Source organism: Flagellimonas cixiensis, assembly GCF_042134615.1.
GTDB lineage: Bacteria > Bacteroidota > Bacteroidia > Flavobacteriales > Flavobacteriaceae > Flagellimonas > Flagellimonas cixiensis.
This window is the reverse complement of record NZ_CP169639.1, coordinates 3,033,514-3,047,942: the sequence shown is the minus strand read 5'-3', so window position 1 is coordinate 3,047,942 and position 14,429 is coordinate 3,033,514. Positions and strand designations below refer to the sequence as shown.

Genomic DNA, 14,429 nt, shown 5'->3' with positions numbered 1-14,429 from the left:
TGTGCAAAAGTAACAAAATTTGTTAAACGGCTTCCTTAGGGTAGCAACTGTAATATTTGGTCACTGTCTTGGCCAGCGCCTTTAAACTAAGTTGGTCCGATTCTTTGAGAACATCTGTAACCTTTCCATTCTTTTTAAGAATGCTAATGGCTTGTTCCTTACCATAGGCACGGTTCGATATTTCTCCTTGAAACACAAAATTGGACGCCTCTTCTTCAGAAAGATCGTACTTTTCCATTAACCCATCCAATTTTTCTTTCATTTTATGATGGTCAATCGGTCGCTTTTTTATTTTGATGTGCAGCAGCTTTCGATTTAGGAGCATCTGACAAAGTTTTGACAGGACAAAATCATTATTGAACTGCCAATTTTTTATCGCTCCAAACACATCTACATCATCGAGTTGTGCGAATATTTTTAACGTACTGAGCTCCAAAGGACTTTCGTTGTTTTTTAGAAAAAATAATAACGATTGGCTTGCATCAAGTGTTTCACCCTGTTGAAGAAGCAATCGGGCACGTTGCATAATACGGACCAATAACTGTTCTGCAACTAACCCCGTTTTGTGCAAGTACACCTGCCAGTACATAAACCTGCGTGCCATTAAAAATTTTTCCACGGCATAAATGGCCTTCTCCTCCAACACCAAATGGCCATCGACCACATTCAACATGGAAATCAAACGTTCAGAATTAATATTTCCCTCGGTTACGCCGGAATAAAAACTATCTCTTTTTAAATAATCGAGCCGATCCATATCGAGCTGACTGGACACCAATTGATTTAAAAATGTTTTGGGGTAATCTCCTTTAAAAATAGAAATGGCCGTTTCGAGCTGTCCATCAAATTGCTTATTGAGCTCTTTCATAAACTCCAAGGAAATCTGCTCATGGCTAATATCCTTTGCCACAAAACCTTCGAGCGCATGGGAGAATGGACCATGGCCAATATCATGAAGTAAAATAGCACAAAGCAACCCATTTTCTTCTTCTGGTAAAATTTCAACATCTTTTAACCTGAGCACCTGTATGGCCTTGGTCATTAAATGCATACTGCCAAGGGCATGATGAAATCTAGTGTGGTGGGCACCTGGATAGACCAAATAAGAAAGCCCCATTTGTGAAATCCTTCGCAAACGCTGAAAGTACGGATGCGAGATTAGGTTGAATATAAGTTCGTTGGGTGTTCCAATAAAACCGTAAATTGGATCGTTGAAAACATTAAGCTTATTGGTTTTTACCAAGGGTTTTTGTTTTATTTCCACAAAGATAACGACTATATGAACAAGATAACAATTCTTTGGGTCGATGATGAAATTGACCTTTTAAAACCTCACATATTATTTCTAGAAAGTAAAAACTACAAAGTAGTGACCAGTCCCAGTGGTCAAGATGGACTGGAGGAGATAAAAAATTCCTTTTTTGATATTGTTTTTTTGGATGAGAACATGCCAGGACTGTCTGGTCTGGAAACTTTGAACGAGATTAAAAAATACGACGCTTCCATCCCCGTGGTAATGATCACCAAAAGTGAAGAGGAATATATTATGGATGAAGCCATAGGTTCTAAAATAGCCGATTACCTTATAAAGCCTGTAAATCCAAATCAAATTTTGTTGTCTTTGAAGAAAAGCCTGGACAATTCTAGATTGGTGTCAGAGAAAACCACAGCCAATTATCAACAGGAATTTAGGAAGATTGCGATGGACCTTTCCATGATCAACTCCTATGAAGAATGGGCTGAATTGTATAAAAAATTGATTTACTGGGAATTGGAATTGGAACATATCGAAGATTCTGGGATGTTCGAGATTTTGGAAAGCCAGAAGGTGGAAGCTAATTCGCAGTTCAGCAAGTTTGTGGACAAAAATTATAAGAATTGGTTTAAAGATGGTGATGCTCCTACGATGTCACATACCCTATTCAAAAAAAATATACAGCCCGAATTGGAAGACAACAAAACCTTGATGGTGGTTATTGATAATCTACGTTATGATCAATGGTTGGCTTTCGAAAAGACGCTTTCCGTGCATTACAAAAAGAAACAAGAGTCGGCCTATTTCAGCATTTTACCAACAGCCACACAATATGCACGTAACGCCCTTTTTTCCGGTTTAATGCCTTCAGAAATGGAGAAAAGATATCCAAATTGGTGGAAAAACGATACAGATGAGGGTGGAAAAAACTTGTTTGAAGCTGATTTTTTGGGTGAACAATTGAAACGTTTGGGACTAAATCTTAAATGGGAATACCATAAAATAAACAACTTAAAGCAAGGAAAACAACTTGCATCAAACTTTAAAACCCAAAAAGACAACGATTTAACCGTTGTGGTTTACAATTTTGTGGATATGTTGTCGCACTCCAAAACCGAAATGGAAGTGGTAAAAGAACTGGCTTCCAATGATAAAGCCTATCGCTCCCTTACCCTTAGTTGGTTTAAGAATTCACCATTATTGGAAATTATTCAGCAAGCACAGAATTTGGGCATGAAACTTATTTTGACCACAGATCATGGAACCATCAACGTTAAGCAGCCATCCAAAGTAATCGGTGACCGTGAAACGAGCTTGAATTTGAGATACAAAACCGGTCGTAGTTTAACTTTTGAGGACAAAGATGTCTTGTCCACTAAAAATCCACAAGAAATTCACCTGCCCAACATCAATTTGAGCAGCAGTTTTATTTTTGCCAAGAACGATCTTTTCTTCGCTTACCCTAATAACTATAACCACTATGTAAGTTATTATAGAAACACCTATCAACATGGTGGCGTTTCTTTAGAAGAAATGATTGTTCCCTTTGTAGTTTTGGACCCAAAATAGAATCCATTGAAAAGAGAATTTAAACTAAATGACATTGAATCCGTAGCCAAAGAACTTATTGAAACCGCTTCGGATAAAGTAGTTTGCTTTTATGGCGACATGGGGGTTGGTAAAACAACCTTGATAAAAGCATTGGTAAAAGAAATTGGTGCAGTGGATACCGCCAACAGCCCCACCTTTGGCCTGGTGAACGAATATGCTAATATCAAGGGCGAACCCATAGCTTATCATTTTGATTTTTATCGCTTGAACGATGAAATGGAAGCTTTGGATATGGGTTTTGAAGATTATTTGAGCTCCAGTGCTTGGCTGTTCATAGAATGGCCCGAAAAAATAAAATCACTCTTACCTGCAGATTATGTGGGGGTATTCTTGCGCTTTATCGATGAAAACACCCGTTCAATCGAGTTAAATATTTCTTAAAGCGGTTTCCCTCTATCTTCCCTATAATTATTGTTCTAAGCAAGATGATTTCGATAAAAGGTGTGTTTTTTACGTTTAAAAACCAATTTTATCGATAAAATGTATGGTTAGTTGAAATATTTTCCTACATTTGTCTTGTGAATGAATTCATTTATTAACCAAAAACTCTTTTACGATGAACACTAAAAAAGTATTTTTTGGAGTATTGGCTGTTGCTTTCTTGGCAATGACTGCAGTTTCAACTGCTTCAATTGACAAAGATCAAACAGTTAGTATTGAAAAATCGAAGATTAGAAAACTTTAATTTTCAATCTTTTAGAAGTTAAGGTGGCTCTATTTTTAAATAGGGCCATTTTTTTTGCAATAAAATGGCATTTTTTATGTTATCTCAATGATGAGTGACAAAAAGAGCATAAAAAAGAAACTGATCTTGGAAGGTCTGTTCGCCTTCCTTATTGTGTTAATCCCCATTTTGTTCTATTGGTACAAGTATATTCCGGTAGGGTCGCAAACCTATTCCTTTTTGGGGATTGAGTTTGGCACCAATGGCTTTGATGATGTAAGTGAATCCTTTTATTACTATTTCAGTAAAATAGTGCCTTTGTTGGCTCTGGTTATATGGTTTATTACCAGTAAGGATTGGTGGTACTATGCCATCCTTATTCCTATTTCCATGTACAGTTTCCAATTATTTGCTGTCTTAACATTTGAATCAGGTATCGTAGACGAAAACGAAGTAATGTATGTTATTGTTGTTACTATGGTGGTTGTGCCCATTGTCTATTTTATTAGGGTAAAACTGGTAGATAAACACGTACATGGTATTGACCTCGATGCCATGGATACTGAGCTTCAAATATTAAAGGAAAAAGAAGAGCTTCGGAAAGAACGTCAGAAATTGGAACAACGTCAAAAAACCGTCTCAAAAAAAATGTAAATTTGTCCAATCGCCTTTAGGCATGGATACATTTGTCATTTATGAACCAACCCTCCTCCCCTTTTAGCAAACAACAATTACTGCCACAAGAAGAAATGCTAGAGGTGGTAAAACAAAAAGGGGAACTTATTATAGGAATACCCAAGGAAAACCAATACCAAGAAAAAAGGGTCTGTTTAACTCCTGATGCGGTAAATGCAATTACTGCCAATGGTCACCGCGTTTTGGTGGAGTCTGGTGCGGGAGAAGGCGCTAAATTCTCTGATATTGATTACACCAATGCAGGTGCAGAAATTACTCGCGACACCAAAAAAGTATTTTCCTGTCCTATCATATTAAAGGTAGAACCACCTACCCTTTCGGAAATTGATTTGTTGAATCCTCAAACCATTGTGATTTCTGCCCTTCAGATTAAAACACAGAAAAAGGAATACTTTGAAATCATGGCAAAAAAGCGTTTGACCGCAATTGCCTTCGAATATATTCGTGATGAAGATGGAAATTACCCCGCCGTTCGCTCTTTAAGTGAAATTGCAGGGACTTCAGCCATTCTAATTGCTTCCGAAATTATGGCCAACACCAACAACGGTAATGGTCTTATGTTCGGAAATATTAGTGGGGTGCCTCCTGTTGAAGTTGTAATTATCGGTGCTGGCACTGTAGGTGAATTTGCAGCACGTTCTGCTATTGGATTGGGAGCCAATGTAAAGGTGTTCGATAACTCCATTAGTAAGTTGCGCACTTTACAAACCAACCTAAACCGAACACTATACACTTCTACCATTCAACCGAAAAACCTAATTAAATCCTTAAAACGATGTGATGTGGCCATTGGTGCAACCCGTGGAAAGGACCGCTCCCCTGTTGTGGTAAACAGCACTATGGTAGAAAATATGAAAAAGGGCTCTGTAATTATTGATGTGAGTATTGATATGGGAGGGTGTTTCGAAACCTCCGAAATTACCACTCACACCAAACCTACCTTTGAGAAATTTGGTGTGGTACATTATGGCGTGCCCAATATTCCATCCCGTTACCCTAAGACCTCTTCTATTTCGATAAGTAATATCTTTACTCCCTATTTACTTAAAATTGGTGAAGATGGCGGGCTGGAACACTCCCTTCGATTCGATAAAGGTTTACGAAACGGACTGTACATGTACCATGGCATTTTAACCAATAAATCGGTAGGTGATTGGTTCGGATTGAGCTACAACGATATTAACTTTCTTATTTTTTAAAACCGCATGGCATTTTTGAGACGTTTGGGATGGTACCTTGTTGGTCTGTCCATTGGATTGATTTTTTTGGTATTCTTTTTAAAGAAAAAATCAGGTGAAGAAGGAATTGAATTCTGTTATTTGCCCAATTGCAGGGTGCTAAAGGACATGCGCTCCAAAACCTTGACTTTTGATGAAAACCTGCCCGAACAATTCAAGGACACCTTGTTAATCAAAGCTTTTTTAACCGATGGCAATGTGGATTTTGGCAATAGCGATACCAAATCCGAACCTTGTAAAACCTATTTGATTGAGAATGAGGACAAAGTTTTAAAGGCACAGAGTTGTGCGGATAAAATTGTGATAGAATCTGTCAATTAAATTTTGAGTGTCTAATATCTTCAACACTGTTGAATTCCCAATTATTTAGTTGCATTAAGTTTAGAGCTGTTTGACTAAAATTTAAAATAAACTTTCCATAAAAGAAATAATAAGCTCTGTGTATTAAAAAAGTCAATAGAATAGACACAATAGTGCCAATTGCTATTAAACCCAAAAAAGTCAAACTGGTTTCGTTTTGAAGTATTACCTCTATTTCTTTATTATTCTTCAATTCCCAAATAAAACTTACAAGGAAAGTTAAATTGAAGATGAATAGGTTGTAAGTGATATATCCTATAACCACATTTTTAGTTCTTAGAATTTTTGTAATTAGAAGCTTTATATCATTTAATACATTTATCGTTTTAAAATTCCAAAAGAACATGGCAAGAAAAACGAGAAGAACTACAATATTCAGTTTTTCAATGTAAATCAATGGTTCAAATTCAATAAAAGATTGTGGGGTGAGTTCCTTAAAATAGTACTGTAACAAAATTGCCGCAACGCCCCAGATTGAAAATTCGATGAGAGAGAATCTGAATAGTTTTTTTTGTAATGGTTTTGGCCGTAAAAATCGATTTTTGACCTTTAAACTCTTGAATAGAAGGTTTGTCTTTTTGCTCTATGGCAAAATCTATTTCTTTCCAGTTTTTTTTAAGTAGATCTAGGTCCATTTGGGAATGTTTATCCCATAGGTATAAAATCTCATTAAATTGTTACAAGAATCCGAAATATAAATTCTTATTTAGTATTATTTATAGGTTTGAAAGTGAATGTATTATCCCTAATCCTCCAACTTCCTACGCTTTCGCTCTTTTTGGAGAAGGCCTAATTCCCGTGAAGTTTGCCCGGCTACGGATGTGTTTTCTTCCGCTCTACGAATCAGGTAGGGCATTACATCCCTAACCGGGCCATAAGGCACATATTTCACCACATTAAAACCGTGGGCGGCCAAATTGTAAGTTATGTGATCGCTCATCCCAAACAATTGTCCAAACCAAACCCTTGCATCATCAGGAGCCAGGTTGTGACGCTCCATTAAATGAATGAGCTCGTGAGTGCTATGTTCGTTATGTGTTCCAGCAAATACACTGAACTGCTCTAAATTACCCATCATGTAAACAATGGCCTCATCAAAATTTTCGTCCGTTTCTTGTTTTGATTTACAGATTGGACTTTCATAGCCTTTTTCACTAGCGCGTTCGTTCTCCTTTTCCATGTAGGCGCCACGCACCACTTTGGCCCCTATCTTAAATCCTTCACTGGCGCCTTTTTCAAATAACTCTTTAATATAAGTCATTCGGTCCCACCGGTACATCTGGAACGTATTAAAAACAACAGCCTTCTCTTTGTTGTATTTCTGCATCATCTCCAACACCAAATCATCCGCAGCTTTCTGCATCCAACTTTCTTCAGCATCTATCAACAGACATACATCCAAATCATGTGCTTTCTTGCACACTTTATCAAAGCGACCAACAATTCTGTTCCAAGCTGCCTCTTCTTCCGAAGTCAAATCGAGCCCAGCGCTCATTTTTTCGAACAACTTAAAACGCCCAAAACCAGTGGGTTTGAACACGGCAAAAGGCATGGCATCCTTTTCTTTTACGAAATCTAAGATTTCCAGGGTCTTTTCCAATGCAAAATCAAACTGATTGTCCACCTCCTTGCCTTCAGCGGAATAATCCAAAATAGAGCAGACACCTTTATCATACATTTTGTCGATAATGGGCAAACAATCCTTTTCGCTTACTCCACCGCAAAAATGGTCGAATACCGTAGCGCGGATAAGTCCCTCTACAGGTAGGTGTGCCTTAATGGCAAAATTGGTCACCGCAGTTCCTATTCTAACCAAAGGTTCGTTGGCAATTAGTTTAAAAAGAAAGTAAGCTCTTTCCAACTCTGAGTCGGATTTAAGCTCAAAAGCTATTGCAGTATTCTCAAAATTAGGTTGCATTCTTGGTAATCCATTAAAGATCCAAAGATAAGTACGGAAATTAGAATGATATCTATAAAAATAATCTTTATTTAGCAGTGTAATTGAGATTATGGAATCGGTAAAATCACAGTCGTACGAGGTCTTTTTAAATGAGTTGGGAGAAGCTGCACTGAATCAGCATGTTGCCAAAAAAGGGTATTCCAAAATATTTGTTTTGGTGGACGAAAACACCAAGAAATTTTGTTTGCCAAAGTTTGAAGAAATGTTCGAACACTCCGTCGATGCCATTTTTGAAATTGAGTCTGGGGAAGAGAACAAGCACATTCAAACCTGCTTAAAGGTTTGGGAATTCCTTTCGGATGCTGATGGAGACCGAAAAAGTCTGTTGATCAACCTTGGCGGGGGCGTTTTGACCGATTTAGGTGGATTTGTGGCCTCTACGTTTAAAAGAGGTATCGATTTTATCAACATTCCCACTACTCTACTTTCAATGGTGGATGCATCTATAGGTGGCAAAACAGGAGTTGATTTAGGTCCATTGAAAAACCAAATTGGTGTTATCAACCAACCGCAAATGGTACTTGTTTTTCCGACATTTTTGAAAACCTTGGAACCTAGACAAATCACAAGCGGATTTGCCGAAATGTTGAAACATGGGTTAATTCAAAATGAGGCCTATTGGGAAGATTTAAAAAACCTGGAAGCTTTTACAGATGCTACGAGTATTCAAACATCGATTGCCATTAAGAACGAGGTGGTACTGCAGGATCCAACGGAACAGGGCATCCGTAAAATATTAAATTTCGGACATACGTTGGGTCATGCCATTGAATCTTATTGTTTGGAGAGCTCCGATAAAGAAACCTTGCTTCATGGTGAGGCCATTGCAATTGGGATGATTTTGGAAGGGTATCTCTCCCACGAATTAACAGGACTATCCAAATTGGCACTGGATGACATCAAACAAACTTTTTTGAAGCATTTTGATAAAGTGGTGTTCAACGAGAATGATATTGAAAATATTTTAAAACTGCTCAAATACGATAAGAAGAACTCTCACGGAGATATCAATTTTGTGCTACTACATTCTATAGGAAAAGCGGTAACGGATATAAAAGTACCTGAAAATCTCTTCGATAAAGCTTTTGCTTACTACAAAGAATAGGCAATTCACCTACTACTTTTTTTCATTTACAACTCTTTATAAAGGCCAATTAAAAAATAGTATAGTTTAGGAATGCAATTAATAACTAACCATTATGAAACGCATTCTCATCGACTACAAAAAATTGGACCACAAAGCTGCCACGGCATTAATAGACTCATATCCTGATGGTTATGGGGATGGTGACATCATTACTTTTAAAAAGCCAAACGGAGAAATCATTGAGGCCGTTGAGGTACATACCGACGAAACCCTCTATTTGGTAAAAATCAGCAAGAGCCTTTCCTGCTTCATTGCCAATTTCGAAGAAATTATTGAAAAGGAATTGGAGAAGGATTTGATTCCCGAAGCCGCTATGGAGTTTGATTCTGATTCTTTAGAGGAAAATGACCTGGAGACTGATAATTTGGACAACGAATATTAATCGTTTATTCCATTTGTAAATAACGCTCTTTTAGTATTCGGGCATGGTGGGCTTGATGACCACTAATGATAAACCCTAATGCACGAACACTCATTCTAGAACCGCTGGCAACCCCTACGCGCAATAATGCTGTTTCACCCAAAGAGCTGAACAAGGCCAAAGTAGAATCTCGAACCGCTTCGTATTCATTTCGCAAACTTTCCAAGCTTCTACTCGACGCATTGGAATTTGGCACATAAATATCCTGGTCAAAACCTGGCAAATCGGTTTTGTCATTTCTGGCAAAACGAAGTGCACGATATTGAAAAACCCTTTCGGTGTCAATAATGTGCACTATCGCTTCGGCTAATGTCCATTTGCCTTCTGCATAGGCAAACCCCAACTTATTTTCTGGAATTTGGTCCAAAAGGGATAAAAAATCTTCTTTCCCCTTTTTTAAACCTGACAATAATTCAATATCACCTAAAGCAAGTATATAGGTATGGTAGAAATTATTGTATTCAGAAGTTGGAAGTTCCGAACGCAACATAAACAAATGAATATTAAATCTAAAGTTCGTTGAAAATGGTATGCATCAAACGTTTTTTATCGTTGATACTTTCTTCCAAGGAAATCATGGTTTCTGTTCTGCTGATACCATCTATATCATCAATTTTAAAGATGATGTTTTTGGCATGCGTGGTATCCCGTGCACGTATCTTACAGAAAATATTGAATTTTCCAGTAGTGATGTGGGCAACGGTTACATAAGGTATTTGGCTAAGTCTTTCCAATACAAATTTAGTTTGGTGGGTCTTTTCCAAGAAAATACCAACATAAGCAATAAAAGAGTATCCTAATTTAACATAGTCCAAGGTTAAAGAGGATCCTTTAATGATTCCGGATTCCTCCATTTTTTTAACCCTAACATGCACTGTACCAGCAGAAATCAGCAATTTCTTGGCGATATCCGTGAAGGGGGTACGAGTATTGTCGATTAGCATATCTAAGATCTGGTGGTCGATTTCGTCTAGCTTAACTTTGGTCATTATATTTAATTTTGCAGCAAAATTAGTTGAAAATAGAAATTTACGTAATAAAAATGGTTCTTTTTTACATAAAATACAAGAACTCCCTAAAAATGATTGTTATACATCGAAATTTTGGAGCAATTCCAGAATCTTTTTATCCTCAGAACCAAATCCAAAATCCTTTGAATCAACACATTCTATTTCTTTGTGACCAAAATAGCCTTCTAGCGTACCTTTTTCCGCTATTTCGGGTACAAAAACGATTTTATCGTTAAGCAGCACTTCTTTAAATCGAATTCCGACCTTCTCTCCTGCTTTAAACCGAGGATTAACCTTGTGGCATTCCAGAACAATCACATCAAAAAATAGTTTGCGATTCTCTGGAATTTTAAAATAATCATTGGTACTGTATTCATGTACTTGATTATTGGCAATGGTTGTTAAACCTTTAATCAAAGCATTAAAAATATATTCTCTTGTTTTTTCGCGTTCGTAATCGTTGGCGTAATGTCCTGCTTCAAACAAAATGGTTGGCGTTCCCGTAGTTTGAAAACTGTCTCCCGTGCAATTTTCATTATAACCATCATCGTATCGTCCCACTTGTCCAGGAATTAGCTCTTGTAACTTTGAATTCATGGCCACAATCAACTTCATGGCCACCTCACGTGTCGGGGTTATGTCCCTTTCCACATTGCTAGAAGGTGATAAAAATGAAACTGTTGCTGGTTTGGGAGCATTTCCCGCACTAAATAAGGTGCGCTGGTCGTGCAGATTAAAACAATAATGTGGTTTAATATTTTTGAACAGTTTATTCAACGCTTGACTCTCAGGTTGAGTCCTATCCTTGGCGTCGCGGTTTAAATCAACTTCATTATAGTTGACACGAGTATAGGCTTTGGCGCCATCTGGATTTAAAATGGGCACAACAGTTATGGAGCATTTTGATAATATATGTTTGGCCATAGCATCATCAGATTGCAAAAAGTGAATCATATCGCAAACCGCCTTTGTGGTCGTAGATTCATTACCATGCATTTGCGACCACATCAACACTTTATACCTTCCATCTCCAAAATGAAAAGCGGGGATATGCTCTCCTTTTACGGACTCACCTATATATATTGTTTGTGTTTGAATTTTAGAAAAGAAATGTGATTTCAATATATCTAGGGTAACGTACCGACCGCTAATTGAATCCTCTTTGAACAAGGAATAATTCACCATGAATTTATTTTTTGGATTTACAAAAGTAATCAAGCATAAGTTTACAATTGTAACAGGCCCTAATATTCAAATATTTACTTATGTAAATCTTTGTTTTGTGTTTTTCAGGAGATTCTTCACAATTGTAACTCACTAGCGATTTAATCTATTTTTATATCACTATATCAGTACTTTATATTATATATAATAAATTAATACTTTAAATATTAATTATATATTTTGAATTTTAATACGGCTAATACATCTTATATCTATATCTTTAAAAACTGTATTTTACATTTGTAAACATGGATATTATTGACAGGGTCAAGCAAGTGATTGAGCACTACGGATTATCTGTTTCTGCCTTTGCTGATGAGATTGGTGTGCAACGCTCCAGCATGTCCCATCTTTTAAATGGTAGAAATAAACCCAGTTTGGATTTTGTGATGAAACTTGCGGACTCCTACCCTGAAGTGAATTTATATTGGCTATTAAAAGGCGAAGGCGATTTTTTGTCAAATGGGAATCCTACACCTCCACATCTTGAAACATCAATACAGTTTCCTGAAACCACCCTGGAACCAGAAAAGAAAATCACCAAAACTAGAACTGCTCCCCAAACCAATGAAGTTCCCGTTAAAATTGTTTGGTTTTATTCCAACGGTACTTTTACAACATTCGACCCTAAAAACGATTGACCCTTTCGTGTTCTTTCCGTTACTTTGCAGGTATGATTAGAAACCTTTTTTTGGCGGTGATGATTTTGCTGTTTTGGTCCTGCGGCCAACCACCACAACGTAATTGTACAGATTTTAAAACCGGAAAATTTTCATTTACCACCACTATTGATGGTGAAGAGAAGAAAACGATTTTTTCTAGATATGAAGATTTGGAAGTTGATGAGTTTGAAGGGAAAATAGATTCATCGACCATCCGATGGATAAACGATTGTGAGTATGTGCTCAAAAACATCCATCCAAAAAACAAAGAAGAAGAAAAATCAATCCACATAAAAATTCTGACCACTACTGAATCATCCTATACTTTTGAGTATAATGTAATCGGAGATACAAGAAAATTTAAAGGAACTGCACATAAAATAGACTAACATGTTCGATATTTTTGCAAGCCCTGATGCCTGGATGGCTTTGTTGACCCTTACTTTTTTGGAAATTGTACTGGGAATCGACAATATTATATTCATTTCAATTGCCGCTGGAAAATTGGAGGAGGGAAATAGGCGAAAGGCAACCAATGTTGGATTGTTGTTTGCCATGGTAATGCGAATTGTTTTGCTTTTCGGAATTACCTGGCTCACTAAAATGAAAAAGCCTTTTTTGGTGCTGGATGAGTCATGGGTTACAGGTGGAATTAGTTGGCAAGCCGTTATTTTGTTTGCTGGCGGACTTTTTCTACTGTATAAAAGCACCCACGAGATCCATGAAAAAATAGAAGACCGTGGTCATGATGAGCGCGAAGTGACCAAATCGAGGTCTTCATCTTTGATGAATGCCATTGTTCAAATTACCGTAATCAATATTGTATTTTCCTTTGATTCTATTTTGACGGCTATTGGAATGACCAACGGAATCTCATCAAACCCAAATGATGCTTTGATGTTGATGATTACCGCTGTTGTTATCTCGGTGTTGATTATGATGTTGTTCGCAAATCCAGTTGGAGAATTTGTGAATAACTACCCCTCCATACAAGTGCTGGGGCTCTCATTTTTAATTCTGATTGGGTTTATGTTGATAGCTGAATCGGCTCACCTATCCCATTTAGTGATTTTTGATAACGAAGTTGGTTCCATACCCAAAGGGTATTTATACTTCGCCATTGCTTTTTCGCTAATGGTAGAATTTCTTAACCTAAGAATTCAAAAGAATAATTCTTCAAAAAAAGAAAAGCTAGAAGAGCATTAGTTCGGTCGTTGATATGCGAGCTGTGGATTTGCCTCTTTATGTTTTTTGAACAAGCGTTGCTGCTGTTTCACGGTCAAAGTGCTACCATCATGACTCCAGCCCGGAGGTCCAAAAATGTACATCAACTTGTGCTTTAAACTTTTAACTTTCTTGGTGTCCTTCCAAATATCTTTAAACTCGTGTGTGAGAATCACTACAGGATTATAGGATTCAGGGGCATGGATTACGCCATATTTTACATCGATATCATCGTCCAATTCTTTCCATGTACCGAACATCTTGTCAAAAATATTCAAGAATCCGCCGTGGTTTTTATCCAAATACTCCACGTTTTGGGCATGATGCACTTGGTGCATGGTGTGCGTGTTCATGAATTTTTCAATAAATCCAAGTTTTGGAACGTAAACGGTATGTAATTGAAATTGCCACAGGGCTTCAATTCCCAAACAAACCAAAACCATTTCTGGTGGAAAGCCGATGGCGGGCAACCAAATGTAAAAAAAGGGTTTGTATAGAATGGTGAACCAACCGTTGCGAATGGCTGTTCCCAAATTAAAATTATCGGAAGAATGGTGCACAATATGTGCCGCCCATAAAATTCGCACCTCGTGATTGGCCCTATGGAACCAGTAATAGGTAAAATCATCGGCCAATTGGCAAATAATCCAAACATACCATGCATAACCAAAGGATTCATAACCCATTATGTTGGTTCTAACCCCACCTACTTCCGGGTTGAAAATTTCATAAGTCCCTTCAAAAAGGGCAATGGCAAACGCGACTTTAAATAGTGGTCCTAAAATGGCAGAACCAATCCCCATAAATCCACTGGCAGCCAAATCTTTCCAATTGTAAAGTTGGTCATGGTCGTGGGTTTTGCTGTAGGTTAATTCAAGTAAAATGAAAGCAATAAAAACTGGTACACCATATACCAGCGGGTTTGTAAAATCCATATAGAATAGTTAATCGTCTGCT

General features: G+C 37.4%; 17 protein-coding genes. 11 read left to right on the top strand and 6 right to left on the bottom strand.

Annotated elements, in window-relative coordinates; all coding sequences use genetic code 11:
• Nucleotides 1–22: 22 nt before the first annotated feature.
• Nucleotides 23–1,243, bottom strand: coding sequence for an HD domain-containing protein (locus ABT310_RS13500; protein ID WP_375324412.1), 1,221 nt, complete (start codon nt 1,241–1,243; stop codon nt 23–25).
• A gap of 36 nt (nt 1,244–1,279) precedes the next feature.
• On the opposite strand from ABT310_RS13500, the gene ABT310_RS13495 reads away from it, so the two are divergent.
• From ABT310_RS13495 to ABT310_RS13470, 6 genes are all read left to right on the top strand, one after another.
• Nucleotides 1,280–2,824: a PglZ domain-containing protein gene (locus ABT310_RS13495; RefSeq protein ID WP_375324411.1), complete on the top strand. Its 1,545-nt coding sequence runs from the start codon at nt 1,280–1,282 to the stop codon at nt 2,822–2,824.
• 6 nt (nt 2,825–2,830) lie between these two features.
• On the top strand, nt 2,831–3,247 hold the full coding sequence (tsaE, locus tag ABT310_RS13490) for a tRNA (adenosine(37)-N6)-threonylcarbamoyltransferase complex ATPase subunit type 1 TsaE (protein ID WP_375324410.1): 417 nt from the start codon (nt 2,831–2,833) through the stop codon (nt 3,245–3,247).
• A gap of 175 nt (nt 3,248–3,422) precedes the next feature.
• Nucleotides 3,423–3,551 (top strand): hypothetical protein, encoded by a 129-nt coding sequence (locus ABT310_RS13485; RefSeq protein WP_262492766.1) that lies wholly within the window; start codon nt 3,423–3,425, stop codon nt 3,549–3,551.
• A gap of 87 nt (nt 3,552–3,638) precedes the next feature.
• Entirely contained in the window at nt 3,639–4,184 is a 546-nt protein-coding gene (locus tag ABT310_RS13480) for a hypothetical protein (protein WP_375324409.1), read from the top strand.
• Nucleotides 4,185–4,225: 41 nt separating this feature from the next.
• Complete coding sequence (locus ABT310_RS13475) at nt 4,226–5,425, top strand: alanine dehydrogenase (RefSeq protein WP_375324408.1); 1,200 nt, start codon at nt 4,226–4,228, stop codon at nt 5,423–5,425.
• A gap of 6 nt (nt 5,426–5,431) precedes the next feature.
• Nucleotides 5,432–5,785: a DUF4258 domain-containing protein gene (locus ABT310_RS13470; RefSeq protein ID WP_375324407.1), complete on the top strand. Its 354-nt coding sequence runs from the start codon at nt 5,432–5,434 to the stop codon at nt 5,783–5,785.
• 784 nt (nt 5,786–6,569) lie between these two features.
• Here ABT310_RS13470 and ABT310_RS13465 read toward each other — a convergent pair.
• A complete protein-coding gene (locus tag ABT310_RS13465) occupies nt 6,570–7,742 on the bottom strand; it encodes a proline dehydrogenase family protein (RefSeq protein WP_375324406.1) in 1,173 nt (390 codons plus the stop codon).
• A gap of 91 nt (nt 7,743–7,833) precedes the next feature.
• Between ABT310_RS13465 and aroB the strand changes: the two genes are divergently transcribed.
• Together aroB and ABT310_RS13455 are read left to right on the top strand one after the other, a co-directional pair.
• Nucleotides 7,834–8,889 carry a 3-dehydroquinate synthase gene (aroB, locus tag ABT310_RS13460; RefSeq protein ID WP_375324405.1) on the top strand — a complete coding sequence of 352 codons (1,056 nt, stop codon included), beginning with the start codon at nt 7,834–7,836 and terminating at the stop codon, nt 8,887–8,889.
• A gap of 94 nt (nt 8,890–8,983) precedes the next feature.
• Nucleotides 8,984–9,313, top strand: coding sequence for a hypothetical protein (locus tag ABT310_RS13455; protein WP_375324404.1), 330 nt, complete (start codon nt 8,984–8,986; stop codon nt 9,311–9,313).
• A 4-nt stretch (nt 9,314–9,317) separates the two neighbouring features.
• Here the strand turns inward: ABT310_RS13455 and ABT310_RS13450 are convergent, their stop codons facing one another.
• The 3 genes from ABT310_RS13450 to ABT310_RS13440 all read right to left on the bottom strand — a co-directional run bounded on the left by ABT310_RS13450 (nt 9,318) and on the right by ABT310_RS13440 (nt 11,547).
• Complete coding sequence (locus ABT310_RS13450) at nt 9,318–9,842, bottom strand: DinB family protein (protein WP_375324403.1); 525 nt, start codon at nt 9,840–9,842, stop codon at nt 9,318–9,320.
• Nucleotides 9,843–9,861: 19 nt separating this feature from the next.
• Nucleotides 9,862–10,341, bottom strand: a complete 480-nt coding sequence (locus ABT310_RS13445) for an Lrp/AsnC family transcriptional regulator (RefSeq protein WP_090296742.1) — start codon at nt 10,339–10,341, stop codon at nt 9,862–9,864.
• A gap of 99 nt (nt 10,342–10,440) precedes the next feature.
• Nucleotides 10,441–11,547 (bottom strand): M14 family zinc carboxypeptidase, encoded by a 1,107-nt coding sequence (locus ABT310_RS13440; protein WP_375324402.1) that lies wholly within the window; start codon nt 11,545–11,547, stop codon nt 10,441–10,443.
• 287 nt (nt 11,548–11,834) lie between these two features.
• On the opposite strand from ABT310_RS13440, the gene ABT310_RS13435 reads away from it, so the two are divergent.
• Genes ABT310_RS13435 through ABT310_RS13425 form a run of 3 tightly spaced genes read left to right on the top strand, consistent with a single transcriptional unit; the run spans nt 11,835 to nt 13,454 of the window.
• Nucleotides 11,835–12,227 (top strand): helix-turn-helix domain-containing protein, encoded by a 393-nt coding sequence (locus ABT310_RS13435; RefSeq protein WP_375324401.1) that lies wholly within the window; start codon nt 11,835–11,837, stop codon nt 12,225–12,227.
• 32 nt (nt 12,228–12,259) lie between these two features.
• The gene (locus tag ABT310_RS13430; RefSeq protein ID WP_375324400.1) at nt 12,260–12,637 is read left to right on the top strand and encodes a DNA topoisomerase IV; all 378 of its coding nucleotides are present in this window, start codon (nt 12,260–12,262) and stop codon (nt 12,635–12,637) included.
• A gap of 1 nt (nt 12,638) precedes the next feature.
• Nucleotides 12,639–13,454: a TerC family protein gene (locus ABT310_RS13425; RefSeq protein WP_375324399.1), complete on the top strand. Its 816-nt coding sequence runs from the start codon at nt 12,639–12,641 to the stop codon at nt 13,452–13,454.
• On the opposite strand, the gene ABT310_RS13420 is transcribed toward ABT310_RS13425, so the two are convergent.
• The gene (locus ABT310_RS13420; protein WP_375324398.1) at nt 13,451–14,407 is read right to left on the bottom strand and encodes a sterol desaturase family protein; all 957 of its coding nucleotides are present in this window, start codon (nt 14,405–14,407) and stop codon (nt 13,451–13,453) included. The two genes, ABT310_RS13425 and ABT310_RS13420, sit on opposite strands and share 4 nt — an antisense overlap.
• Nucleotides 14,408–14,429: the final 22 nt, after the last annotated feature.

Bases quoted from the DNA above. Each gene is read 5' to 3' on its own strand.
- ABT310_RS13495 (WP_375324411.1), top strand. From the start codon at position 1,280: ATGAACAAGATAACAATTCTTTGGGTCGATGATGAAATTGACCTTTTA.
- ABT310_RS13485 (WP_262492766.1), top strand. From the start codon at position 3,423: ATGAACACTAAAAAAGTATTTTTTGGAGTATTGGCTGTTGCTTTCTTG.
- ABT310_RS13480 (WP_375324409.1), top strand. From the start codon at position 3,639: ATGATGAGTGACAAAAAGAGCATAAAAAAGAAACTGATCTTGGAAGGT.
- ABT310_RS13475 (WP_375324408.1), top strand. From the start codon at position 4,226: ATGAACCAACCCTCCTCCCCTTTTAGCAAACAACAATTACTGCCACAA.
- ABT310_RS13470 (WP_375324407.1), top strand. From the start codon at position 5,432: ATGGCATTTTTGAGACGTTTGGGATGGTACCTTGTTGGTCTGTCCATT.
- ABT310_RS13465 (WP_375324406.1), bottom strand. From the start codon at position 7,742: ATGCAACCTAATTTTGAGAATACTGCAATAGCTTTTGAGCTTAAATCC.
- aroB (WP_375324405.1), top strand. From the start codon at position 7,834: ATGGAATCGGTAAAATCACAGTCGTACGAGGTCTTTTTAAATGAGTTG.
- ABT310_RS13455 (WP_375324404.1), top strand. From the start codon at position 8,984: ATGAAACGCATTCTCATCGACTACAAAAAATTGGACCACAAAGCTGCC.
- ABT310_RS13450 (WP_375324403.1), bottom strand. From the start codon at position 9,842: ATGTTGCGTTCGGAACTTCCAACTTCTGAATACAATAATTTCTACCAT.
- ABT310_RS13445 (WP_090296742.1), bottom strand. From the start codon at position 10,341: ATGACCAAAGTTAAGCTAGACGAAATCGACCACCAGATCTTAGATATG.
- ABT310_RS13440 (WP_375324402.1), bottom strand. From the start codon at position 11,547: ATGGTGAATTATTCCTTGTTCAAAGAGGATTCAATTAGCGGTCGGTAC.
- ABT310_RS13435 (WP_375324401.1), top strand. From the start codon at position 11,835: ATGGATATTATTGACAGGGTCAAGCAAGTGATTGAGCACTACGGATTA.
- ABT310_RS13430 (WP_375324400.1), top strand. From the start codon at position 12,260: ATGATTAGAAACCTTTTTTTGGCGGTGATGATTTTGCTGTTTTGGTCC.
- ABT310_RS13425 (WP_375324399.1), top strand. From the start codon at position 12,639: ATGTTCGATATTTTTGCAAGCCCTGATGCCTGGATGGCTTTGTTGACC.
- ABT310_RS13420 (WP_375324398.1), bottom strand. From the start codon at position 14,407: ATGGATTTTACAAACCCGCTGGTATATGGTGTACCAGTTTTTATTGCT.